Genomic DNA, 22,322 nt, shown 5'->3' with positions numbered 1-22,322 from the left:
GAAGTTCAGCCGTGTGGCGTGCCTGCTACCGGTTGGCCGCGAGGAAGTCCTCCAAGATCTCGACGAACCGCGCCGGCTGCTCCTCGGCCGGGTAATGGCCGCAGTCGTCGAGAACGACCTCCGTGACGTCGCCGGCCGCCAGCCGCATCGTCTGGGCGGCATTCGCACCGCTCCACAGCGCGCCGCCGAGAGCGAGCACCGGCAGCGTCAGCCGGGTCTTGCTGCGTTGCTCGTTCTGCGCGATCGTCTCGTCCAGCGCTCGGTAGTACGCGAAGCTCGCCCGCAGCGCGCGAGGATCCGCGGCGATCGCGTCGACGTAGACATCGACGGCGTACGCGGGGATCGCGGTCGGCGTGGCGGCCTTGGTGGCGAACTGCCAGCCGAAGAAGAGCCGCTCCCGCCCCCGGACCAGTTCCTCGTTGAGGCCGGTGAGCCGGTTGAAGCCGAACTGCCAGAGCCTCAGGTTGGCCGCGTCCGGGCCGAAGAACGGCGGGGACGGCGTGAGGCCGGGGATCACTGCTTCGAGGATGGCGAGCCGGCCCACCCGCTCGGGGTGATCGGCGGCGAGGGCGTATCCGGTCCACGTACCGATGTCGTGGCCGACCACGTCGAACCGGTCGTGCCCGAGCGCGGCCATCAACGCGACCAGATCGGCGGCCAGCGTGCCGGCGTCGTACCCGTCGTCGGGCTTGTCGGACAGCCCGGCCCCGCGCGAGTCGACAGCGACGACGGTGTGCCGGCGGGCGAGCGCGGGCATCACCTCCCGCCAGGCGTACCAGGTCTGGGGCCACCCGCCGACCAGCAGCAGCGCCGGGCCGTCCCCACCGGTGACCGCGTGCAGCCGCAGCCCGTTCACCTCCACGAGCCGGCTGGTGAAGACGTCGAGGAATCCGTCAGGCAGTTGCAGCGAACCTAAGGTCGTCATGCCGGCGACCCTACCCATTTTTGAACGATCGGTACAAGATGTGTAGGCTGACGAACCATGGCAGGCCGCAAACAATTCGACGTGGACGAGGCGCTACGACGTGCGATGCACGTCTTCTGGCGCTGGGGTTATTCGGAGGCCTCGATCGATCGCCTGACCGAGGGCACGGGCCTGGGCCGGGGCTCGCTCTACGGCACCTTCGGCGACAAGAGCGCCCTCTTCCGGAAAAGCCTTCAACGGTACGGGCAGACGTACCACCCGCTGTACGAGCAGGCGCTGTCCGGCCCCCACCCGAGCCCGAGCGCCGTTGTGGCCGCCTACCTGCGGGTCACCCTGAACCGCATCGCCGACCAGGCGGTCCCTGACGGCTGCCTGCTCACGGTGTCGGCAACGCAGCTCCCGGCCCTCGACGCGGAGGGCCGGGCGATGGTCCGCGCCATGATCGACGGTTTGCGGGCGATGCTGGAGCAGGCGTTGCTGGCGGCGGGGGCCGACGAGCAGGAGGCGGCAGAGCTGGCGTTGTGCACGCTGGCGACGAACAAATCCCTGGCGGTGCTGAGCCGCGCCGGTTTCTCGGGCGAAGACCTGGCAACCGTCGCGGCGGCCGCGGCCAAGAATGCCAAGGCTCTGCCGAATCGACCGGCCGATCCGTCGGGGCCGCGATAGGCGGGAACGGCTCCGTCGCCGATGGACCTGCAGAGACTTGGGGGCAGCCGGCGGCTCGGCAGGAAGTGACTCGGCACAGCCTTCATGGGGGCCGCAGGAAGTCGCATGTCCACGTCTCCGGTATCACCCCTCGCGACGGGGCGATCAGTCCTGCGCCACGTTCGCCGCGGCCACATTCTCGATCACGCGGCCGAGTTTGGTCTGGGCCCGGGTCAGGTCCTGGATGCGTGCGGCGATGCGGTCGCGTTCGACGATGAGCTGGTCGAGCATGGCGGGGGTCGCGACGCCGGTGCTCACGCACGGCAGGAGTTCGACGACGGTACGGCTGGAGAGGCCGGCCGCGAAGAGGTCCTGGATGAGCTGGACCCGCTCCAGGGCTTCGTCGGGAAAGTCACGCTGTCCACCAGCCGTCCGCGCCGATTCCAGAAGCCGCTGCTCCTCGTAGTAGCGCAGGGCCCGCACGCTGACCCCCGACCGCCTGGCGAGCTGTCCGATGCGCATGACGCAGGTCGCCCCCTTCCCGCTCGTACCTCACGTTGACGTCAGGTCAAGGCTAGCAATACCGGCTCCGGGGGCACTGGCGCAGGCACTGCGCCCGCGCCTGCCCCCTCTGCAGCCGGGCGGCAGTTTCGGCTTGCACCTCACGTCGACGTCAGGTTCTAGAGTGGCGAACGCCGGACGAACACGTCGTTCCGGCCCGTCAAAGTGAGGCAGACCATCATGCGCGCAGCCCGGTTCCACGCATACGGCGGAGCGGAGATCCTGGTGATCGAGCAGGCCCCCGATCCCCACCCCGGACCCGGTGAGATTCGTGTCCGCGTCGCGGCGGCCGGCGTCAATCCCATCGACTGGAAGCTGCGCTCCGGCGCCCTGCACCAGATCTTCCCCCTGGATCTGCCCGGCATTCCCGGGCGCGACGGCGCCGGTGTGGTCGACGAAATCGGTGACGGGGTGCAGGGGGTGAGCATCGGCGACCGGGTCTTCGGGCTGGGCGGTGTCACCGGCGCGACCGCGGAGCTGCTCATCCTTTCGGCCTGGGCACACACCCCCGCCACGTGGAACGACGAGCAGGCCGCCGGCGCCGGTCTCGCGTCCGTGACCGCGATGGGTGGCTTGAACGCGCTCGGCTCCCTCGCGGGGCGCACCCTCCTCGTCGAGGGCGCCGCCGGAGGCGTGGGCAGCGCGGCGGTCGAGATCGCGGTAGCGCAGGGTGCTGCCACTGTGATCGGGACAGCCAGCGAACGCAACCACGAGTTCCTCACCTCTCTCGGCGCCGTTCCCACCACCTACGGCCCCGGCCTCGCACAGCGCCTCACCACCCTCGCTCCTCACGGTGTCGACCTCGTGCTCGACACCGCGGCCTCCGGCTCCCTGGACGACCTCGTCTCGATCGCGGGCGACCCGAAGCGCGTCGCGACGGTCGCCGACCACGCGGGCGCACAGCGCCTGGGCACGCATGTGGCCCACGCGGTGAACGACTCCACTCTTCTGTCCGCGGCGGCGGAACTGGGCGGGCAGGGCCGCTACACACCCCGTATCGAACAGGCCTACCCCCTGGAGCGGATCGCCGACGCCCACGCGCACGCCGAGCGCGGACGCACCCGAGGAAAGATCGTTATCCGCATCTGAACAGGGCCGTCAGCATCTGCATCCGAACAGGGCCGTCAGCCCGGCTTGACCGCCAGCGTCGCGAAATAGTTCGACATGTATTGAGCCGATGCGTTGGATTGGTGCGGCGCTTCCGCGAAGCCGGTGAGGACGAACCCCGCGGCGAGTTGCCCGCCGATCTGGCCGCTGAGGGTGTGGCTGTACTCAAGAGGGGCGTCCGCGCCGAACTTCGTGGCGCGTTCCTCGGCGGAGTACTGCGTGACGTCGCTGTAGGGCAGCTTGTGCACGACGACCAGCTCGCCGCGCTCGTCGAGCGCCTCGTGGTCGAACAAGTACGCATCAGGGTTGAGGAAGCCCACGAGCAGGGTTCCGCCCGGCCGCAGGACGCGGAAGCACTCACGCCACACCGGCGCCACGTCCGGTACGAACAGGTTGGAGACCGGATGGAACACGACGTCGAATGTCGCGTCGCCGAAGGCGCTGAGGTCGCACATGTCGCCCAGGACGGTGCGCAGTTCGAGTCCGTCGCGCGCCGCCACCATCCGGTCCTGGCCGAGCTGGCGGGGCGAGTTGTCGAATACGGTGACCCGCGCTCCTGCGGCGGCGAGGATCGGACCCTGCTGACCGCCGCCGGAGGCCAGGCACAACACGTCCTTGCCGGTCAGGTCCGTCGGCAGCCAGGAGCGGTCCACCGGCTCGCGCCCGATGAGCACAATCGACCAGTCGCCCGTGCGGGCACGCTCGACATCCTCGGCACTCACCGGCCTCGACCACTCGTTGCCCTCTTCGACACACTTGTCCCATGCTGCCCGATTGTGGGCAACGGGGTCGACATCCATGTCCTGCACGTTCAACTCCCCCTACAGCCAAGCGAACACCTGCGGCACTGACAGTTCGGTGCCGCCGGCCAACACGATCGCAGGGTGCGGGCTCAACGCGCCGGTGTCGCCGAGCATCTGCTGGAGCGACGAGGTGCGCAGCGGCAACCTCAGCCCGTCGTCCAGTGACGGAGCTTCTCGGGGTTGCGCACGACCCAGATGCGCTTGATCTTCTCGTCTGTGATCTCGAACGCGAACACCGTCACGATGACGCCGTTCTGTTCGGCCACCACACCGGGCGTGCCACTGACCGTGCGTTCCAGGAACGTCATGTCGTCGGACCTGCGGCGGGCGATTTCGATCCAGGCGTGCGCGATCTGCTCGCCGCCTTCGATGGGGTCCAGGAAGGTGGTGGCGAGGCCGCCGCCGTCGCCGACCGCCACGGCGTCGGGGTCGAGGAGGCCGATCAGGGTGTCGATGTCCTTGGCCTCCCACGCCTGCTTGAAGTCCCGGATGATGCCGGCCTGTTGGGTCGCCGTGGTCGCGGAAGGCTGTGCGGCCCTGATCCGGCGGCGGGCGGAGGAGGCCAGCTGTCGGCAGGCCGCCGGGGTGCGGCCGACGATCTCGGCCACTTCCGCGAAGGAGTAGCGGAAGACGTCGTGCAGGATGAACGCGACGCGTTCGGCCGGGGTCATCGCTTCAAGTACGACCAGGAAGGCCAGGTTGACCGACTCGTCCAGGGTGATCCGGTCGGCCGGGTCGGCGGCCGCGCCGCTGTCGGTGTGCCCGGGGAGCGGCTCGGGGAGCCATTCGCCCACGTAGGTCTCGCGCCTGGCTCGGGCGGAGCCGAGCATGTTGAGGCAGATGCGACTGGCGACGGTCGTCAGCCAGGCGCCGGGCGACTCGATGGCGGCCTGCTGCTGCGGCGACATGGCGTACCAGCGGGTGCAGGTCTCTTGCACGGCGTCCTCGGCCTCGGCGAGGGAGCCAAGGAGACGGTAGGCAAGATTGAGCAACTGGCGCCGCTCGCTCAAGATCGCGTCGAGTCCTGGGGTGGTCATCGTGACGGCTCCCTCGGTCGTGTCTGCCTTCACCTGAACGACAAGACAGCGCGCCGGAATGTGAGGCCGCGGTGTCACCTCACATTCCGCGGGGCTGTGCTGTCGAACTGTCCGGACGAACTCGCGAGCCAGACGGCCGCGTTGTCGCGGCAGCACCCCAGGGAGACACTATGAGCCTGTTCCGGCTTGACGCCAGCATCCTTCCCGGCACCTCGGCCGGCGCCGAACTGGCCGACATCGTGGAAGCGGAGTGGACCGCAGTCCACCCGGACGAGCCGGTGGTGCGCCGCCACCTGGGCACCGATCCGCTGCCCGCCGGCGCCTGGGTGCAGGCCCACACCGGCGCTCTGACACCTGAGCCCGACCGCACGCCCGCCCAACGTGACGCCCGCCTGCTCGCCGAGTCGCTCGTCGCGGAACTGGAGGCCGCCGAGGCGGTGGTGCTGGCCGTTCCGCTGTACAACTTCGGCGTCTCGCAGCACTTCAAGACCTGGGTCGACCTGGTCATCTCCGGGGCGCCCCTGGCCTGCCCGGTACTCAAGGACAAGCCGACCGTCCTGGCCACAGTGCGCGGTGGCGGCTACGCGCCCGGCACTCCGCGCGAGGGCTGGGACCACTCCACCCCGTACCTCAGGCGCATCCTCGCCGACGTGTGGCAGGCCGACCTCACCGTCGTGGAACGTGAGCTCACCCTCGCCGCCTCCCCCGGTATGGAACCCCTCGGAGACCTCGCCGCGGACCTCCACGCCAAAGCCCTGACCGCCGCTGGAGAAGCCGGCCGCGACATCGCCACCACGAGCACCTTCCGGTGAGCTGCTCGGCGCAGAAGCCGGGCTTCTTCCAGGGGACTTGGAAGGGCGCCTGACCCGCTGCCTCTACGTCGTGAAGAAGCCGGTCAGCGCGCGGCCGATCCGGTCGATCTGCACGGGGGCCTTCGTCCTCGCCCGGGCCGGACTGCTCGACGGCCGCCGCGCCGCCACCCACTGGCGCGAATCCGCCCGGCTCGCCGCCGCCTTCCCCGAGGTGCAGGTGGACCACGACGTGCTCTTCGTGGACCACGGCGACGTAGCGACCAGCGCGGGGACCGACGCGGGAATCGACCTGTGCCTGCACCTCGTGCGGTCCGATCACGGCGCGGCCTACGCCACCGAGGTCGCCCGGAACATGGTCCTGCCGCCGCACCGGGAGGGCAGCCAACTCCAGTACGCAGCAGGGCCCGCACCGGCCAAGGCGGACGAGTCACTGGCGCCACTGTTGGAGTGGGCCGCCTCCCGGCTCGACACCCGACTCACCCTCGACCGCCTCGCCGAACACGCCGGGCTGTCCAGCCGGACCCTCGCCCGACGGTTCACGGAACAGCTCGGCACCAGCCCCGGACACTGGCTGCTCGGCCAACGCATCGACGGGGCACGGACGTTGCTTGAGCAGACCGACCTGCCCGTCGAAGCCGTCGCCACCCGTGTCGGACTCACCTCGGCGGTCAACCTGCGCCGCCACTTCCGAGCGCAACTGGGCACCACGCCCGGCGCCTACCGACGCACCTTCAGGCAGACCTGACGGTGGGGCACCCCTGCCACAACCTCTGGGAGGCGCATCCATGCACGCCCTGATCAGAGGAGAGCCGTCGGCCGCCGTCCTTCTGTGAGTTGCGGCCATTTCCGATCGCTTTCCCCTTCGTCGTCACGCCGTGTGGCACGAGCCGTCAGACTGTCCGCCATTTCCTGGTGACGGGTGGGCAAGGGCCGAGGGGACGATGTGACCACGCGGAAGCAGCACACGGGGAATCTGCCCGCGGCGACGCCGGAGCTGATCGGGCGGCGGCCCGAACTGACGGAGATCCGACGGCTGTTCACGGATGCGCGCCTGGTGACCCTGACGGGGGTCGGTGGGGTGGGCAAGACGCGGCTGGCGCTGCAGTCCGCGCACGAGGCGCAGCCGGCCTACCGGGACGGCGCGTGGTGGGTGGAGCTGTCCCCCGTGCGATACGGATCCGTGCTGGCGCTCGCCATCGCCGAGGAGTTGCCGCTGGCGGATCAGACGACGCGACCGATGATCGATGTGCTGGTCGACTATCTGGCCGAACGCGAGATGCTGCTGGTACTGGACACTTGCGAGCATCTGGTGGGTCCCTGCGCGCTTGCGGTCGAGGCATTGCTACGCGGGGCGCCTGCGCTGCGGGTTCTGGTCACGAGCCGCCGCCCGCTGGGCATGGTCCAGGAGCAGACGTTGACCGTCGCGCCGCTGGCCGTGCCGGAGAGCGACAAGGACGTAGCCGGGGCGGCGACGGACGCGGCCGTCCTGCTGGCTGCCCGCGCGGCCGAAGTGGCGCCCGGTTTCGCCGTCACCGATGCCAACCGGCCGGACCTGGTACGGCTGTGCCGGCGCCTGGACGGGCTGCCGCTCGCCATCGAGCTGGCGGCCGCACGACTGCGCGAACTGTCCCTGGCGGAACTGACCGAACGCCTGGAGGACCGTTACGCGGTGCTGAGCAGCGCCGAGAAGGTGGTGCGCGACGCCGCCCCGCCGTGGCACCAGGCGCTGCGCACCGCGATCGGCTGGAGTCACGAACTGTGCACCCCGGCGGAGCGACTGCTGTGGGCGCGCCTTTCCGTCTTCGCGGGCGGCTTCGACGCCGAGTCGGCCCGGCAGGTGTGTGCCGACGCGCATCTGCCGGGCACCAAGATCCAGGTCGTCCTGGATGCGCTCATCGACAAGTCCATCCTGAATTGGCAGCCGTCCGGGAGCACCGAGCGATACCGGATGCTCGACACCATCCGTGAGTACGGTGCCTGGTGGCTGGAGGCCATCGGCGAGCGCGACGACGGTCGCCGCCGCCACGTCGGCCACTACACGTCGCTGATCCGCCACTTCGCCGACCGCTTTCTCACCTCCCAACAGGTGCCGTTGTACTGGGGACTTGTCCCCGATCGGGAGAATCTCCGCACCGCCCTCGGCCATGCCCTCGACGACGGCGGCAACGAGGCCGTGGCGGTGACAGCGGCGATGTGGGCGTACTGGGTGTGTGCCGGGCAGCCCCGCGAGGCGGGCCACTGGATGGACCTGGCACTCGAGCACGCGTCCGGCCCTTCGGTCGACCGGTTCACGACACTGGTGTGGAGCTGCACCTTCGCGACGTACCGGGGCGAGCACACGGCGGCACTACGGTTCGCGGATGCGGCGCAAGAGGACGCCGACCGGCTCGCCGACCGGCGACTTGCCGGATACGCCGCCATGAGCCGCGGGATTGCGCTGGCCTACTCCGGCGAACCCGGCTCGGGCCTGGATCTGCTGCATCGGGCGACGGAGATCTTCCGCGAGGTCGACGACGCCTCCGGCACATGTCTGGCTGCCATCCGCCGTGGGATCGCCCATACGATGGGCGGCAACCCCGGCGCCGCGCTCGCCGACTTCGACGAAGCGCTCGACCTGTTCGGCGAAGGCAGTGAGGAGAGCTACTTCACGGCGTTCATCCTCACCGCCAGCGGCATCGCCCACATTCTCTTCGGGGACACCACCGCTGCCGACCGGGCGGGGCGCCGCGCCCTTGAACTTCAGTACGCGCGCGACGACTTGCTCGGTCAGGCGGCCTCGCTCAGCGTGTTGGCATGGGTCGCCGCCCAGGACGGACGACACCCCCGCTCGGCCTGGCTGTTCGGCGCGGTGTGCGCGGTGGAGGAGCTGGCGGGCTCGGCCCCGTTCGTCGGCAACCCGAAACTGGGAGCATTGCACGCCCAGTTCCATGCCGCCGCGCGGCAGGCACTCGGCGACCAGCGCTACGAGGCGCTGCACCGCCAGGGCGCTGAGCAACCGCGTCCGGCCGCGGTGCACTTCGCTCTGAGCAACCACGACGCGCCTCCCGCACCCTGACGGCTAGTCAACCAGCGAAGGAACTGCTCGACGGGGCCCACCTACCGGGATCCGGCCTTCGTTTCGTGCTGCGTCATGAGGGGGCGTGGGGTGCGGAACGGGGACAGTCGTTCTTCGCCGACGGTGTGGCGCAGCGCGGTGTCGGTGACGCCGAGCCCCGGGCGTGGGGCCTGGCAGAGCACCGCCACCTTCCCGGTGTGCTGGTTCGTCTGTACGAGCCGGGTCGCCTCGGGTGACCGGGACAGCGGGTAGACCGCGGACATGGTCGGCACGATGTGGCCCAGTCCGATGAGTCTGTTGCAGTCCCAGGTCTCCTGCAGGCTCGCGATGTGGCTGCCGATGATGCGTTTGAGCCGCATCCACAAGTAGCGGTTGTCGTAGCTGTGTTGGTGGCCGCTGCTGGAGCCGCAGGTGACGACGGTGCCGCCGCGGCGGACCACGAAGACGGAGATGCCGAAGGTGGCACGGCCGGTGTGTTCGAACACGATGTCCGGGTCGCGGCCGATCCTGGCTCGGATGATCGAGCCGAGTTTCTTGCCGATCTCCAGCACATGGTCGGGGTCATCGGCCGCGTCGTCGGTGAGGCCGATCTCTGCGCGGTCGATGACGATGTCGCATCCGAGCCGGTGCAGCACGTCGGCGCTGTGCTGTGAGGTGACGACGCCGATGGGGAGCGCTCCGCCGTTCTTGGCGAACTGGACGGCGTAGGCGCCGAGTCCGCCGGCGGCGCCCCAGATCAGCACGACGTCCCCCTGTTTGAGGCGGGCACCGTGCTCGCCGACCAGCATCCGGTAGGCGGTGCCCGCGCACAGGGTGTTCACCGCGGCCTCTTCCCACGTCAGGAGGGCGGGTTTGGGGACGAGTTGGCTCGCCCGGACGATGGCGTACTCGGCCAGTCCGCCGAAGTTGGTCTCGAAGCCCCAGGCGCGCTGCTGAGCGCCGAGCATGCCGTCGGCGTGCGTGCCGGGTTCCTGGTCGTCGACGTAGGCGGGGCTCACCACGACGTGGTCCCCGGGCTTCCAGTGGCGGACACCGGAGCCGACGCGTTGAACGACACCGGCGGCGTCGGAACCGACGACGTGGTACGGCTGGTCGTGCCGGGCGGCCCACCCGCCCTGGCGGCCGAACTGCTGCAGGAACCGGAACGTGGGCACCGGTGCGAACGTGGCGGTCAGCACGGTGTTGTAGTTCACCGAGCTGGCCATGACGGCCACCAGCGCCTCATCGGGGGCGAGTTCGGGCATGGGGACCGGACCGACGCGCAGCGAGCGGCGCACGTCCTTGTCCGTCGCGTCGCCGAACATGGCGATGTCCTCCACGCGTACATGTGCGGCGAGATATTCGTCCGGGACCGGCATCCGCTCGACCTCGTCCTGCGTGGCCTGTCCGTTCACCAGGGCTTGCGACGGTGTAGCCATCCACACATGTCCTCTCGGTAGCTCCGGGTCTCCCGTCCACGGGCTCCCCTGTACCTCCTGCACCATCGCGAAGGAACCAAAACCCGGCAACGCGCCAGGAAACACGCATACTGCCACTCGATGTGCGGGCCTCTCACGGACGAACTGCCTTGCCGCAGCTGCCTAGAGCTGAACGTCGGGCTTTGCGGATCCCTGCGGAACGTGGCACCCCAGGGCACGCATGTTCTCCGCATACACGTCGCCGGACATCGCCCGGTCGGGGCGGTACGCGGCGAGCTCCGGAGACGGCCGCCCGGTCGTGATCTCGTCGGCGGCCAGCCGGCCGAGCACCGGGGCAAGGGTGACCCCACTGTGCGCGACGAGGTGGTAGAGGCCGGGCGCCCCGGGCACGGCCCCCACCAGGGGGAGTTCGTCCAGCGGCACGGGGCAGAAACCGACACGGGAGGCGGCGGAGCCGGTCCGCCGCAGCTCTGGCACGACGTCGCCCGCGCGCCGGAACAGCTCCTGCGAAAGACCGTCGAGCGGCCCACCGAGGCGTGCGTCGAGGCGTGCGTCGATGTCCCGGGACAGGGCCAGGACCCCGCCGTCCGGCGTGGGCCGCAGGTTGATCCCCGGGGCGGCGAGGATCGCCCCCAACGGAACGTCAGGGAGTCGGCCGCTCTCGACGAGGAGCCCGGGCACCGCCCTCATCGGCAGCCGCACACCCGCGAGCGCGGCGAGCGCCTCCGCCATGGATCCCGCGCAGTTGACGACGGTACTGGCTGTGAAGCGCCGCTCCCCTGCCACCACTCCCGTGACGCGGGAGTCCTCCCGCAGCAGCCCGGTGACAGGAGTGCGGGAGTGCAGTTCGGCTCCGTGGCGCGCGGCCGCCTCCAACAGGGCCTGCACGAAACGGGGCGCGTCGAACCAGGCCGCGCCGGTGTGCACGACGACTTCCTCGGCGGAACAGGCGGCAGGGTCGACCTCGGGAGCGGCCTCACGCAGTGCGGCCGCAGGGGCGAGGTCGCATGCGTGCCCCCACGACCGGACCTGCAGCGCGCGCTCACGCAGCGCCTGTTGCGCCGCTTCGCCGTCCGCCCACTGGATCAGGGGCGCCGGGTGCCGCCACGAGGGACCGCCGATTTCCTCGGCGAGGCGGAGGTGCCCCTCGGAGCCCGCACGGTTCAACCGGTAGTAGGCGTACGGGGTCTGCAGATGCGTCACGTCGAGGGACAAGGTGGCGCCCGACGCGCCGGACGCGGACCGCTCCGCCTCCAGGACGACGACGTCGGCTCCAGAACGTGCGAGGTGGTAGGCGACGCTTGCGCCCAGGACGCCCGCCCCGACAACGACGACTCGATCCATGGCCCTGTGCCTTTCTGTCGAGATCTGGGGAGACGAGTGAATCCCGGTGTCTTATGTGGGTCTTCTGTGGGTCTTCTGTTGATCCATTACCCCGTCAGCCGATGTTCGTTGGGCTTGGTGACCGTTGCCCTACTACGAGGAGTCACCTGCTCATGCCTGAGGAATTCGTACGTCGGATGCACTTCAAAGGGTTCGACTATGACTGCCGCATCGTCGAGAACCCCGCTCCTCGGACAGAGCCCATCGTGCTGCTGGGCGGTTCCTTCCAGGACATGTACGCCTTCCGGCGGTTGGAGAAGCCCTGGACGGAGGTCGCGACGGTCATCACCGTCGACCTCCCGGGGTCGGGCAAGGCCGACGACCTGCCGGCGGAGTACGGCTTCGACTTCCTCGCCGAGGTGCTGGGCGATCTGCTCGGGCAGCTGGAGTTGGACGCCGTGAATCTGTTCGCCGCTTCGTACGGCGTTCCCATCGCGTACCGGCTGGTCCAACGGCGGCCCGAGCGCGTCAAGCGCCTGATGCTCGCCGGGGCTTCCATGGAGTACCCGGCGGAGTGCCGGACCGCGCTTCGCGCCATGGTCGACAGCCTCGCCTCCGGAGACATTTCGAGCGCCTATGGCCGGGTGACGGTCGAGGCGCTCATGGCGCACCCGGACCGTCCCGTCCGCAAGCGTGCCGTGACGGCCCGGCTGCTGGCATGCACGATGAGCGCCATCACCGAGGCCGATGTGCCCCGGCACGTCGCCATCCTGGAGCGCGTCCTGGCCACTCCCGGCCTTCCGCCCGGTGGCATCCCCGACGTACCGGCCCTGTGCTTCACCGGTGAGTACGACGAGTTCTCCACCCCGGACCGCGTACGCGAAGTAGCCGCAACGATTCAGCAGGGGCAGTTCGCCCTGATCCGCGAGTCCGACCATCTGCCCAATCTCGAACGGGGCAAGGAGTTCTCGCGGCTCATCGCGGACTACTTCACCGACCAGCCGATCGACACGCTCGACTTTCTGACGTCGATCGAGCGTCCGGCTCTGGAAAGGGTGCCTGTCGGCGCCGCGTCGTAGCGTGGGGCTTCGTACGGCGGCGCGGCGAGACGGGAAAGGCTTGCTGCGCCATCTCCCTTTGTTCTCAGTGCAGTTCGGGGACGTCCGAGACGCTCAAGGCGTGAGGATCGCCCGGCCTCGGATGCGGCCGGCTTCCAGGTCGTCCAGCGCGTCCTGGAAGCGGTCCAGGGGGTACTTGGCGGTGTGCAGGCGGACGCGGTCCTGTGCGGCCAGGACCATCAGTTCGCACAGGTCGTTGTACGAGCCGACCAGGTTGCCGATGAAGTTGATCTCGGCGGAGATGATGTCGATCGTCGGGACGTCGATGTTCTCGCCGTAGCCGACCACGTGGTAGTCGCCGGCCGGGCGCAGCATGCCGACGCCGTCCTTGGTGGAGCCGCCCTCGCCGACGAAGTCGATGACCGCCTCCGCCCCTTGCCCGCCGGTCAGTTCGCGCACCCGGTCGACGTGGCCGCCGTCGGCGACGATGCCGTGGTCGGCCCCGATGGACGTGGCCAGGGCCACCGCGTCGGGATTGCGGTCGACGACGAGGAGCTCGGCGGCGGTGAGGGCCTTGAGCACCTGTACGCCGATGTGCCCGAGCCCGCCCGCGCCGATCACCACGCAGCGGTCCCCCGGCCGCAGCCTGCGGGCCGCCTTGGCCGCCGCGTGGTACGCCGTGAGTCCCGCGTCGGCGAGCGCCGCGACGTCGGCCGGTTCGAGGGAGTCGTCGATCCGCACCACGCTGCGCGCGGAGGTCTTCAGGTACTCGGCGTAGCCACCGGCCGTATCGATGCCGGGGAATTGGTTGTTCTCGCAGTGCACGTCGTCGCCGGCCCGGCAGGCGCGGCAAAGACCGCAGGTGATCAGCGGGTGCACGATGACCTTGTCGCCCTCGGCGACGTTGGTGACGGCGCTGCCGACGGCGTGCACCCAGCCGGCGTTCTCATGGCCGATCGTGTACGGCAGTGTCACGCCGGACTTCTGCGCCCACTGCCCCTCCAGAATGTGGATGTCGGTGCGGCACACGCCGGCGCCGCCGATCCTGACGATCACATCGAACGGGCCGGTCACCTCGGGGGCCGGGACCTCGGCCATCTCGAGGTTCTTGCCGTAGCCCACGACCTGGACTGCCTTCACGAGACGCTCTCCTTCGATTGGTCGTCCGCGGCTTGCGGATAGCGGGTGCGCAGCAGCCCCCGGCAGAAGTGCGCGTTGCCGTCGATCGACACCCGGACCGCACGGGCGAAGCGCAGCCGGAGCGGGATCTCGCCCGGCGGGACGCGTCGCCCCTCCTCGTCCACCAGTACCGGGTCGGACGGTGCCACGCCAAGGCCGAGCGCCTCCCGACGCCGCAGCAGCGCACCGGATGTCGGCGCCTCGGGGAGGTCGCCGAGGACCACGTCGTGGAGGTCCTCCTCGGTGAGGTCGGGGTGCTCGCGGAGCAGGCGCGTCAACGCCCGCTCCATCGCGGCGACATGGGCCTTGCGGCGGAATGTCAGCCGGAGCGCTTCGAGATCCTTCTCCGCCTCGGCGCCGAAAGTGCCGCGGTAGCCCGCGTCCTCGGCGAGCCCGCCGTTGATCAGGTCCGAGTCGTGGTGGTCGTCGAGCAGCACGACGACGTCCCGCGTCCAGGGCAGTGCCGTCAGCGCGTCCTTGGAGTCCGAGGCCATCAGGTACGCGAAGTTGGGCGAGCAGAACGAGGTGGGGAGCCTGAGGCGGACGGTGAGCGCCCCGTCGGGGGTCAGTGTCACGGAGCGTACGAAGCCCAGGTCGGTGATCGGCTCGTCCAGCTCCGGGTCGAGGACCGTGTCCAGCGCGGCGCGGGCGGAGCGTTCCCGTGCGTCGACGGTCATGTCAGGCCACCGCCGGTTCGCCGACACCGAGTCCGGCCGGGACCTCGATGTCGTACATGGCCGCCGCGTTCAGCCCGAGGATCTTCTTTTTCTGCGCCAGGGTGATCGGGGCGTACTCGGGCGTCATGTCCTCGGGGATCTGGAAGTCGACGAACCGCTCGATCAGCCAACGGGGCGTCCAGAGCGCGTAGTCGCTGGAGAACTGGATGCGGTCCTCGTCCAGCCAGTAGAGCAGTTCGCCGATGATCTGCGCGAAGTACCGGGGCCTGGTGTGGATGAAGGGGATCGCAACAGCGAGGCCGGCGTGCACATTGGGCTCCTGCGTGGCGATCCAGCAGAAGTCCTCGAGGCGGGGCAGTCCGCAGTGCTCGACGACGAAGTTCATCTCGGGGAACTGCGTGGCCACCTTGTCGACGTCCGCCACGTCGAAGGCGTCCCGGTCGAGCGGACGGATCGTCGGCCCCTTGTGGACGTGCACGTTGTTGATGCCGAGTTCCTGGCACACCTCGAGATAGCGGTACGTCCACGGGTCGTCGAGCTTGTATCCGCGGCTGTCCCCCTTCCACTCGGCGGTGTACAGCTTCACGCCCTTGAGCCGGAACCGCTCGGCGTCGCCCCGCAGTTGGTCGAGCCCCTTCTGCTCGTACCGGGGGTCCCAGGAGTGGTTGTACGTCAGCTTGTCGGGGTGCTTCTGGGTGAGCGCGAAGGCTTCCTCCGTCTGCCCGAAGCCGCATCGGTAGAACGCTCCCAGGCGCGCGGGCTGGAAGATGGCGTGGTCGACGTACCCGTCGACGAAGAGGTCCTTCATCAGGCGCTCGCCGCCGTAGTAGAGGTACTCCTCGTACGTCCAGAGTTCCGATTCCGGGCTCAGGTTGCGGTGGTAGTCGTAGAAGCAGTCGATGAACTGCTTGCCGTGGATGTTGAGTTGGTTCTCGGGGCGGGCGTCCCAGAGTGCGATGTGCGCGTCGACGATGAAGTAGTTCTCGCCGTCCTTGGAATACATCTGTCCTCCTCGGGTCCTCGGGTCGGGTTCCTCGGGTCGGGCCCCCGGTTCCTTGGTTCCTTGGTGCGCGTCAGGAGAACTGGATGCCGCCGTCGATCATGACGGACTGTCCTGTCATGTAGTCCGAGTCCCGCGAGGCCAGGTACGAGACGAAGGACGCGACGTCCGAGGGCTCCTCGACGCGGCCGAGCGCGATCGCCTCCGCGTACTTCTTGATGGCCCGGCCCTTCTGCAGGCCCTCCTCCTGCGCGAGACGCTCGTCGATCAGGTCCCACATGTCGGTGCCGACGATTCCCGGGCAGTACGCGTTGACGGTGATGCCGTGCTGCGCCCACTCCATGGCGGCGGCCTGGGTCAGTCCGCGTACGCCCCACTTCGACGCCGAGTAGGTGCCGAGCAGCGCGAACGGGCGGTACGCGACGATCGAGGCCGCGCCGATGATCTTTCCGCCGCCGCCCTGGGCGATCATCTGCCGCGCGGCGGCCTGGTAGGAGAGGAAGACGCCGCGCAGGTTCACGGCCATGATCTGCTCGAACTCGTCGAGCCCGGTGTCGAGGAGCGGAGTGACCCTGGCGATACCGGCGTTGGCGACGTAGACGTCGACCCTGCCGAAGCGGCCGGCGACCTCCTCGACGAGCGCGTCGGTCTGCTCCTTGCTGGACACGTCGGCGTGCACGGCGAGGGAACGACGGCCGGTCTTCTCGATGCCGGCCGCCACCTCGCCGAGTTCCTCGCTCATGCCGGGGAGGTCGGCGACGGCGACATCGAGTCCGTCCGCGGCCAGCCGCTCCGCGATGCTGCGGCCGATGCCGCGGGCGGCGCCGGTGACGATCGCGGTACGGGGCGCGTTGTCGGCGGAAGTCATAGCGGGCTCCTGTGCTCGACGGCGGGCGACCGCACCGGTTGTGCGGCGCCGACCATCAGCGTGGGGGCCGGGGGCTCCGTCGAGTTTTTCAATGTGGAACACAACGGGCCCGGCTCCTGTAGCAGTGCACGGAAAACGCACAGGGAGTCTTGGCGAACAGCTGGTTGTCGGGTACAAACACGTTCGTAATATGGCGGAAACACGCCCATCGGAGACGCCATGCTCAGTGACAGCACGGAGCGGGACCGGACCATCGCGCGAGCGCGCCTGCAATTCCTCACGCATGCGGAACCGCCTGCGCAGATCGTGCCCGAGGGCATCCGCAACTCCTGGCAGCGTTCCAAGTACCTGGGGGTCGGCACGGACGAGGTGGTCGCCCCCTACCAGCCGGACTACGACCGGGAGAGCCGCCTGGTCCGCGCCGCCGCGCCCGTCCTCGACCGGTTGGAACGGACGTTGGCGGGTTCGGACGCCTCGGTGATCGTGACGGACCGCAAGGGCTGGGTGCGCGACCGCCGCGTCGGGGAGAAGCGACTCTCGACGCACCTGGACCGGGTGCACCTGGCCCCCGGCTTCAACTACGCCGAACAGTTCGTCGGCACGAACGGCATCGGGGTCGCCCTGGAGGAGCGCCGGCCCAACGTGGTCCTCGGCACCGAGCACTTCAACGAACGCCTGCAGAGCGTCTCTTGCGCGGCTGCCCCGATCCGCAACTCGGTCACCGGGCGAGTAGAGGGGGCCATGAACCTGACGTGCTGGAACGGCCCGGCGCGCACGCTCATGGCGGCCCTGGTGCAGGAGGCCGCGGGCGACATCGCGCGCGTGATGTACGAGTTCAGCAGCTCGCACCAGCGTGCGCTCCTGGAGGCGTTCCAGCAGGTGAGCCACTACGGTGACCGGCCGGTGCTCTGTCTCGGCCACGATCTCGTACTCGCCAACTCCGCCGCCTCCGCGCGGCTCACGGGCGACGACCACCGGCTGCTGCACGAGGCCGCCGCCGAACTGGGGCACGCGCCGCGCACCCGCCAGGAGGTGCAACTGACCGGCGGGGAGACCGTGTTGATGCGCTGCCGCCAGGTCGACAGCTCGGCGGGCGCGGCCGGGTACCTGCTGGAGCTGGCCTTCGCCGACCTCCCGTCCGGCGGCCGGCCCCGTTCCGGCTCCCGTACGCGGACGGAGCAGGACGCGACCCGGCCGTGGCCACTACCGGGCCTGGCCGGGACGGACCCGGCATGGAACACGGTCTCCCGTACGACGTCCCGCTGCGCCCGCGAACGGACGCCGCTCCTCCTCCACGGCGAGGCAGGAACGGGCAAGTCCGCGCTGGCCGGCGCCGCGCACGCACTGACCGGCGCGACGTCGACCCCCGCCATCGTGGACACCACGGCCCCTCGGGCGACCGACACCGGAACCGACCTGCCGACCGCCCTGCGAGAGGCGCCCACGGGTCCGGGCCGCGCCCTGGTCCTCCGAAACGTCGACGCCGTGTCCCCCGAACAGGGACCCGCCGTCGCCCAGGCCCTGGAGGCCGCGGCGGCACAGGGCACGTGGATCGTGGGCACGCTCCACCGGGCACAAGGCGTACCCGAGCCCCTGAGGCGCTGCTTCGTCGAAGCGGCGGCCGTTCCCGCCCTGCGACACCGCCTCGCGGACCTCCCCGCCCTGGTCGACCGTCTGCTGCTGCGCATCGGCGCGGACGTCGAGTGCGCACCGGAGGTGCTGCCGCTGCTGCGTCGCCACGACTGGCCCGGCAACATCCGGCAACTGGACGCCGCCCTGCGCGAGGCCGCGGCGGGCCGCCGCACCTACCGGATCGAACTCCGCGACCTGCCGCCGTCCCTGCACAGCGCGGGCGGCCGCTCGCTCAGCGCCTGGGAGGCGTCCGAACGCGACACCCTGGTCCAGGCCCTGCTGGCGGCGGACGGCAACAAACTGCTGGCGGCGCAGCGGCTCGGCATCTCGCGCACAACGATCTACCGGAAGATGCGGGCCTACGGGATCACGCTTCCGGCAGGCCGCTGAATCGGGCGACCTGGTCGCGGATCAGCCCCCGCGGCGCACCCGCGCCGCCTTCCGTGCCTCCGCGAGCTTGCGGGCCTCGTTGGTCTTGCGGGAGCCACGGGTGCCGGAGCCGGTGGTGGAGCCTGCCCCGGATCCGGTCCCGGAGCCGGAGGTGCTCTTCGGGTTCTTGGTGCTGCCCAGGCCGCGGAACGGGGTGTTCTGGTTCTTGGGGCGCTGGGCGGGGCCGCCGTCGAGGGGCTTGCCGGAGGGGGCCCTGGCGCCGGTGATGCGGCTCAGCTCGGCCTCGCCGGACCGTACCTTGGTGACCTTCGCGGTGACGTCGGCGTCCGCCATGACCTGGCTCGTCTCGCGGCGCTGGCCCGACAGGACCAGGGACACGACGGTGCCGGAGCGGCCGGCGCGGGCCGTGCGTCCCGCGCGGTGGAGGTAGTCCTTGGGGTCGGTCGCCGGGTCCACGTTGACGATGAGGTCGAGGTCGTCGATGTGCAGGCCGCGCGCGGCGACGTTCGTCGCCACCAGGGCGGTGACCTCGCCGTTCTTGAACTGGGCCAGGGTCCGGGTGCGCTGCGGCTGCGCCTTGCCGCTGTGCAGCGCGGCCGCGGCCACTCCGCTGCCCCGCAGGTGCTTGGTGAGCTGGTCGACGCCGTGCTTGGTGTCGAGGAAGAGCAGGACGCGGCCGTCCCGTGCGGCGATCTCCGTGGCGACGGACCACCGGTCCGGGCCGTGCACCACGAGGACGTGGTGCTCGATCGTGGAGACGGAGCTCGACGAGGGGTCCACGGAGTGCTCGGCCGGGTCGCGCAGGTAACGCTGCACCAGCTGGTCGACGTCGGCGTCGAGGGTGGCGGAGAACAGCATCCGCTGCCCGTCGGTCCGCACCTGGTCCAGGATCTCGGTGACCTGCGGCAGGAATCCCATGTCGCACATCTGGTCGGCCTCGTCCAGCACCGTGATGCCCACCCGGCCGAGGCGGCAGCCCTTGCGCTCGATCAGGTCGTGCAGCCGGCCGGGCGTCGCGACGACGACCTCGGCGCCGTCCCGCAGCGCGGCGGACTGCCGACCGATGGACACGCCGCCCACCACGGTCGCCATCCGCAGCCGCAGCGCCTCGGCGTACGGGGTGAGCGCCTCGGTGACCTGCTGCGCCAGCTCACGCGTGGGCACCAGCACGAGGGCGAGGGGCTCCTTGGACTGCGCGCGCCGCCCGGCGATGCGGGCGAGCAGCCCCAGGCCGAAGGCGAGCGTCTTGCCCGAGCCGGTGCGGCCCCGGCCGAGGACGTCCCGTCCCGCGAGCGCGTTCGGCAGCGCCGCCGCCTGGATGGGGAAGGGCTTCGTCACACCCTGCTCGTCGAGCGTGCGCAGCACCGCGGCCGGAAGACCGAGCTCCGCGAAGGACGTCACGGGAACGGGAGCGGTACCCGGCGCCTCGTCCTGCCGCCGGTCGTCGTCGGCACGTGCTGATTCGCTCACAGAGAGCCTTCCTCCGAAGATGGGACCGTACCGAGGAAGGCGCGGCGGGGACGCGGCGGCCGGCCGGCGGCACCCGACGGGACACCGGCACAGCTGCGCTGCAAACGCTCAACGCTAGCACGGGCAACCGGGCGACCTTCACCCGTCGCCCTGGCACCCCTTCGCTGCCCCGTTTCAACTCCGGTACCTACTTGGCGAGTTGAAGCGGTGCCACGTACACGGGCCGGATAGGGTCACCAAAGGTGGGTGGGACACGACGGGGGGCTCGCGTTGGATCGCCTGACAGAAGCAGGTCCGGGCCGTGGTGGCCGCGACGGGACCGTCGCCGAGCCGGCCCGGGTACTGCCCACGGCGCTGCGCGTCTGGCTCTGGCCGATCGCGTCCCTCGCCGCGCTGGTGGTCGTCGCGCTCGGAGTCCTGTACGCCGGGGACAGCGCGCCCGGCAGGGTGGACAGCTGGGTCGTCGACCCGACGGCGGACAGCGTGGGGCAGCCGTGGCGGGGCATCGCGCTGGTCATCGACTTCCTGGGGGGATTCGTGGGCTCGGCGGTGCTGGTCGCGGCCGCGGTGACGGGTTGCCTGCTGCTGCGGCGTCCTCGCGCGGCGGTGCTGGTCGTCGCGGGCGTCGCGCTGACCGTGGGGACCGGGACACTGATCAAGCCCCTTGTGGGGCGCACCATCCACGGCCCGGAGAACCTGTCCTATCCGAGCGGCCACACCGCGTTCCTCACCGCGCTCGCCCTCGTGCTCGCCCTGCTCGCGGTCGGCCGACTCGGTCTCGGCGGAGCGGCGGGCACGGGGCTGATGCTGGCGGCGGCACTGGTCGCGGGCGCCGTCATGGGCTGGGCGCAGGTCGCCCTGAGCGCGCACTACGCGACGGATGTCCTCGGCGGCTGGTGCACCGCGCTCGCGGTGGTACCGGTGACCGCGTGGCTGGTCGACCGGGCGGCGGACGCGGCCCGGCGCGACCGCCGCTGAGACATCACGCCAGATCACGCCAGATCACGTCACATCACTTCACACCAGGGGCCGGAACACCGGCTTCACCGGCCGCCCGCCCAGCCACGGTGTGGGGTCACCCGCATCAAGTGCCTTGCGGTACACCGCACATGCCTGCGCCACCACGTCGACCGTGCGGTCGATGTCGGCGTCGTCGAGTGCGCTGCTCACCACGAACGACGGCGCCAGCACCCCGCCCGCGAGGAGTTGGCGCAGGAACAGGGTGCGGTACTCCTGCGAGGGCTGCCCGTACTCGTCGAGGGTGGCGAAGACGAGGTTGCTGGCCCGGCCCCGGACGACGACGTGCTCACCGACGCCCGCGCCCGACGCGGCCCCGCGCACACCGGCGGCCAGCCGCTCGCCGAGGGCGTGCAGCCGCGCGGTGATGCCCTCCTCGACGTAGGTGCTCTGCACGGCCATCGCGGCGGCCAGGGAGTGCGTTTCCGCGCCGTGCGTGGTGGACAGCAGGAACACCCGCTCGTGCGGATGACGCAGCCCGCCCCGCTCCATGAGCGCCCGGCGCCCGCCGAGCGCCGAGACGGCGAACCCGTTGCCCAGCGCCTTGCCGAACGTGGAGAGGTCGGGGACCACCCCGTACAGACCCTGGGCGCCCGCCTCGGACCAGCGGAAGCCGGAGATCATCTCGTCGAAGACGAGTACGCAGCCGTGCCGGTCGGCCAATTCGCGCAGGCCAGCGAGGTAACCGGGCGGGGGCTCGATGTGGCCGGCGGGTTCGAGGATCAGGCAGGCGATCTCGTCCTGGTACCGCGTCAGCAGCTCCTCCGTGGCGGCCAGGTCCCCGTAGGGGAACGACACGGTGAGCTCGGTGGTCGCCGCCGGAATGCCGGCGGGCATCGGTGTGGTGCCGATGAACCAGTCGTCGACGGAGAAGAACGGCTGGTCACCACAGATCGCCACCCGCGGGCGCCCGGTGACGGCGCGGGCGAGCCGCACCGCCGCCGTGGTGACATCTGAGCCGTTCTTCGCGAACTTCACCATCTCGGCGGTCGGCACGGTGGCGAGGAAGCGCTCCGCGGCCTCGGCCTCCACCATGGACGGCCGGACGAAGTTGCCGCCGCGGTCGATCTCCCGCCGCGCCGCCTCGTTCACGCGGGGGTGGGCGTGGCCGAGGCTGACCGACCGCAGCCCGGAGCCGTACTCGATGTAGCGGTTGCCGTCGATGTCCCACACATGGGCGCCCCGGCCGTGGCTGATGACCGGGGCCAGGTGTTCGGGGTACTGGTCGTCGCCCTTGGCGTAGGTGTGCGCGCCGCCGGGGATGAGGGCGTGCAGCCGCTCGTTGGCCACCCGCGAGCGGGGCAGCTGGAACTCTTTCGTGTCTGCCGTCTCTTCGGTGGTCACG

General features: G+C 70.4%; 19 protein-coding genes and 1 pseudogene. 8 read left to right on the top strand and 12 right to left on the bottom strand.

Going from position 1 to position 22,322, the window contains the following annotated elements:
• Positions 1 to 25: 25 nt before the first annotated feature.
• Entirely contained in the window at positions 26 to 925 is a 900-nt protein-coding gene (locus OG746_RS25010; RefSeq protein ID WP_266718077.1) for an alpha/beta fold hydrolase, read from the bottom strand.
• Between the two features lie 57 nt (positions 926 to 982).
• Here OG746_RS25010 and OG746_RS25005 point away from each other — a divergent pair, with 57 nt between their 5' ends.
• Positions 983 to 1,591, top strand: a complete 609-nt coding sequence (locus tag OG746_RS25005) for a TetR/AcrR family transcriptional regulator (protein ID WP_266718075.1) — start codon at positions 983 to 985, stop codon at positions 1,589 to 1,591.
• Positions 1,592 to 1,735: 144 nt separating this feature from the next.
• On the opposite strand, the gene OG746_RS25000 is transcribed toward OG746_RS25005, so the two are convergent.
• Positions 1,736 to 2,092: a MerR family transcriptional regulator gene (locus tag OG746_RS25000; RefSeq protein WP_266718074.1), complete on the bottom strand. Its 357-nt coding sequence runs from the start codon at positions 2,090 to 2,092 to the stop codon at positions 1,736 to 1,738.
• A 219-nt stretch (positions 2,093 to 2,311) separates the two neighbouring features.
• Here OG746_RS25000 and OG746_RS24995 point away from each other — a divergent pair, with 219 nt between their 5' ends.
• On the top strand, positions 2,312 to 3,220 hold the full coding sequence (locus OG746_RS24995; protein ID WP_266718073.1) for an NADP-dependent oxidoreductase: 909 nt from the start codon (positions 2,312 to 2,314) through the stop codon (positions 3,218 to 3,220).
• Between the two features lie 35 nt (positions 3,221 to 3,255).
• Here the strand turns inward: OG746_RS24995 and OG746_RS24990 are convergent, their stop codons facing one another.
• Both OG746_RS24990 and sigJ read right to left on the bottom strand, forming a co-directional pair.
• Positions 3,256 to 4,047, bottom strand: coding sequence for a class I SAM-dependent methyltransferase (locus OG746_RS24990; protein ID WP_323179652.1), 792 nt, complete (start codon positions 4,045 to 4,047; stop codon positions 3,256 to 3,258).
• Positions 4,048 to 4,187: 140 nt separating this feature from the next.
• Positions 4,188 to 5,078, bottom strand: coding sequence for an RNA polymerase sigma factor SigJ (gene sigJ / locus OG746_RS24985; RefSeq protein WP_266718069.1), 891 nt, complete (start codon positions 5,076 to 5,078; stop codon positions 4,188 to 4,190).
• Positions 5,079 to 5,248: 170 nt separating this feature from the next.
• Here sigJ and OG746_RS24980 point away from each other — a divergent pair, with 170 nt between their 5' ends.
• The 3 genes and pseudogenes from OG746_RS24980 (at position 5,249) to OG746_RS24970 (ending at position 8,945) form a co-directional block, all read left to right on the top strand.
• Positions 5,249 to 5,890 carry an FMN-dependent NADH-azoreductase gene (locus OG746_RS24980; protein ID WP_266718067.1) on the top strand — a complete coding sequence of 214 codons (642 nt, stop codon included), beginning with the start codon at positions 5,249 to 5,251 and terminating at the stop codon, positions 5,888 to 5,890.
• A gap of 97 nt (positions 5,891 to 5,987) precedes the next feature.
• A pseudogene (locus OG746_RS24975) lies at positions 5,988 to 6,635 on the top strand (GlxA family transcriptional regulator); the annotation flags it as partial.
• Positions 6,636 to 6,833: 198 nt separating this feature from the next.
• Positions 6,834 to 8,945, top strand: a complete 2,112-nt coding sequence (locus OG746_RS24970; RefSeq protein WP_266718065.1) for an ATP-binding protein — start codon at positions 6,834 to 6,836, stop codon at positions 8,943 to 8,945.
• A 41-nt stretch (positions 8,946 to 8,986) separates the two neighbouring features.
• Here OG746_RS24970 and ccrA read toward each other — a convergent pair whose 3' ends face one another.
• A complete protein-coding gene (gene ccrA, locus OG746_RS24965; RefSeq protein ID WP_266718063.1) occupies positions 8,987 to 10,363 on the bottom strand; it encodes a crotonyl-CoA carboxylase/reductase in 1,377 nt (458 codons plus the stop codon).
• A 162-nt stretch (positions 10,364 to 10,525) separates the two neighbouring features.
• Positions 10,526 to 11,707 carry an NAD(P)/FAD-dependent oxidoreductase gene (locus OG746_RS24960; RefSeq protein ID WP_266718061.1) on the bottom strand — a complete coding sequence of 394 codons (1,182 nt, stop codon included), beginning with the start codon at positions 11,705 to 11,707 and terminating at the stop codon, positions 10,526 to 10,528.
• 152 nt (positions 11,708 to 11,859) lie between these two features.
• On the opposite strand from OG746_RS24960, the gene OG746_RS24955 reads away from it, so the two are divergent.
• Positions 11,860 to 12,765 carry an alpha/beta fold hydrolase gene (locus tag OG746_RS24955; protein WP_266718059.1) on the top strand — a complete coding sequence of 302 codons (906 nt, stop codon included), beginning with the start codon at positions 11,860 to 11,862 and terminating at the stop codon, positions 12,763 to 12,765.
• A gap of 93 nt (positions 12,766 to 12,858) precedes the next feature.
• Here the strand turns inward: OG746_RS24955 and OG746_RS24950 are convergent, their stop codons facing one another.
• The 4 genes from OG746_RS24950 to OG746_RS24935 all read right to left on the bottom strand — a co-directional run bounded on the left by OG746_RS24950 (position 12,859) and on the right by OG746_RS24935 (position 16,468).
• Positions 12,859 to 13,884, bottom strand: coding sequence for an NAD(P)-dependent alcohol dehydrogenase (locus OG746_RS24950; protein WP_266718058.1), 1,026 nt, complete (start codon positions 13,882 to 13,884; stop codon positions 12,859 to 12,861).
• Positions 13,881 to 14,600 (bottom strand): iron-sulfur cluster assembly protein, encoded by a 720-nt coding sequence (locus tag OG746_RS24945; protein ID WP_266718056.1) that lies wholly within the window; start codon positions 14,598 to 14,600, stop codon positions 13,881 to 13,883. The genes OG746_RS24950 and OG746_RS24945 overlap by 4 nt, the downstream gene beginning before the upstream one ends.
• 1 nt (position 14,601) lies before the next feature.
• Positions 14,602 to 15,603 (bottom strand): amidohydrolase family protein, encoded by a 1,002-nt coding sequence (locus tag OG746_RS24940; protein ID WP_266718054.1) that lies wholly within the window; start codon positions 15,601 to 15,603, stop codon positions 14,602 to 14,604.
• A gap of 70 nt (positions 15,604 to 15,673) precedes the next feature.
• A complete protein-coding gene (locus OG746_RS24935; RefSeq protein ID WP_266718052.1) occupies positions 15,674 to 16,468 on the bottom strand; it encodes an acetoin reductase in 795 nt (264 codons plus the stop codon).
• Between the two features lie 219 nt (positions 16,469 to 16,687).
• On the opposite strand from OG746_RS24935, the gene OG746_RS24930 reads away from it, so the two are divergent.
• Positions 16,688 to 18,490 carry a sigma-54-dependent Fis family transcriptional regulator gene (locus tag OG746_RS24930; protein ID WP_266718050.1) on the top strand — a complete coding sequence of 601 codons (1,803 nt, stop codon included), beginning with the start codon at positions 16,688 to 16,690 and terminating at the stop codon, positions 18,488 to 18,490.
• Positions 18,491 to 18,511: 21 nt separating this feature from the next.
• Here the strand turns inward: OG746_RS24930 and OG746_RS24925 are convergent, their stop codons facing one another.
• Positions 18,512 to 19,960 carry a DEAD/DEAH box helicase gene (locus tag OG746_RS24925; RefSeq protein ID WP_266718048.1) on the bottom strand — a complete coding sequence of 483 codons (1,449 nt, stop codon included), beginning with the start codon at positions 19,958 to 19,960 and terminating at the stop codon, positions 18,512 to 18,514.
• A gap of 279 nt (positions 19,961 to 20,239) precedes the next feature.
• Here OG746_RS24925 and OG746_RS24920 point away from each other — a divergent pair, with 279 nt between their 5' ends.
• The gene (locus tag OG746_RS24920; protein WP_266719182.1) at positions 20,240 to 20,938 is read left to right on the top strand and encodes a phosphatase PAP2 family protein; all 699 of its coding nucleotides are present in this window, start codon (positions 20,240 to 20,242) and stop codon (positions 20,936 to 20,938) included.
• A 39-nt stretch (positions 20,939 to 20,977) separates the two neighbouring features.
• Here OG746_RS24920 and OG746_RS24915 read toward each other — a convergent pair whose 3' ends face one another.
• A complete protein-coding gene (locus OG746_RS24915; RefSeq protein WP_266718046.1) occupies positions 20,978 to 22,321 on the bottom strand; it encodes a glutamate-1-semialdehyde 2,1-aminomutase in 1,344 nt (447 codons plus the stop codon).
• Position 22,322: the final 1 nt, after the last annotated feature.

Source organism: Streptomyces sp. NBC_01016 (genome assembly GCF_026341035.1).
Taxonomy (GTDB): domain Bacteria; phylum Actinomycetota; class Actinomycetes; order Streptomycetales; family Streptomycetaceae; genus Streptomyces.
Note: the sequence above shows the minus strand (reverse complement) of the source record. Positions and strands in the feature narration are given on the sequence as shown.

Excerpts from the sequence above, each read along its gene's own strand:
- OG746_RS24930 (WP_266718050.1), top strand. The coding sequence starts at position 16,688 with ATGCTCAGTGACAGCACGGAGCGGGACCGGACCATCGCGCGAGCGCGC.
- ccrA (WP_266718063.1), bottom strand. The coding sequence starts at position 10,363 with ATGGCTACACCGTCGCAAGCCCTGGTGAACGGACAGGCCACGCAGGAC.
- OG746_RS25010 (WP_266718077.1), bottom strand. The coding sequence starts at position 925 with ATGACGACCTTAGGTTCGCTGCAACTGCCTGACGGATTCCTCGACGTC.
- OG746_RS24935 (WP_266718052.1), bottom strand. The coding sequence starts at position 16,468 with ATGACTTCCGCCGACAACGCGCCCCGTACCGCGATCGTCACCGGCGCC.
- OG746_RS24955 (WP_266718059.1), top strand. The coding sequence starts at position 11,860 with ATGCCTGAGGAATTCGTACGTCGGATGCACTTCAAAGGGTTCGACTAT.
- sigJ (WP_266718069.1), bottom strand. The coding sequence starts at position 5,078 with ATGACCACCCCAGGACTCGACGCGATCTTGAGCGAGCGGCGCCAGTTG.
- OG746_RS25000 (WP_266718074.1), bottom strand. The coding sequence starts at position 2,092 with ATGCGCATCGGACAGCTCGCCAGGCGGTCGGGGGTCAGCGTGCGGGCC.
- OG746_RS24960 (WP_266718061.1), bottom strand. The coding sequence starts at position 11,707 with ATGGATCGAGTCGTCGTTGTCGGGGCGGGCGTCCTGGGCGCAAGCGTC.
- OG746_RS24995 (WP_266718073.1), top strand. The coding sequence starts at position 2,312 with ATGCGCGCAGCCCGGTTCCACGCATACGGCGGAGCGGAGATCCTGGTG.
- OG746_RS24945 (WP_266718056.1), bottom strand. The coding sequence starts at position 14,600 with ATGACCGTCGACGCACGGGAACGCTCCGCCCGCGCCGCGCTGGACACG.
- OG746_RS24940 (WP_266718054.1), bottom strand. The coding sequence starts at position 15,603 with ATGTATTCCAAGGACGGCGAGAACTACTTCATCGTCGACGCGCACATC.
- OG746_RS24980 (WP_266718067.1), top strand. The coding sequence starts at position 5,249 with ATGAGCCTGTTCCGGCTTGACGCCAGCATCCTTCCCGGCACCTCGGCC.
- OG746_RS25005 (WP_266718075.1), top strand. The coding sequence starts at position 983 with ATGGCAGGCCGCAAACAATTCGACGTGGACGAGGCGCTACGACGTGCG.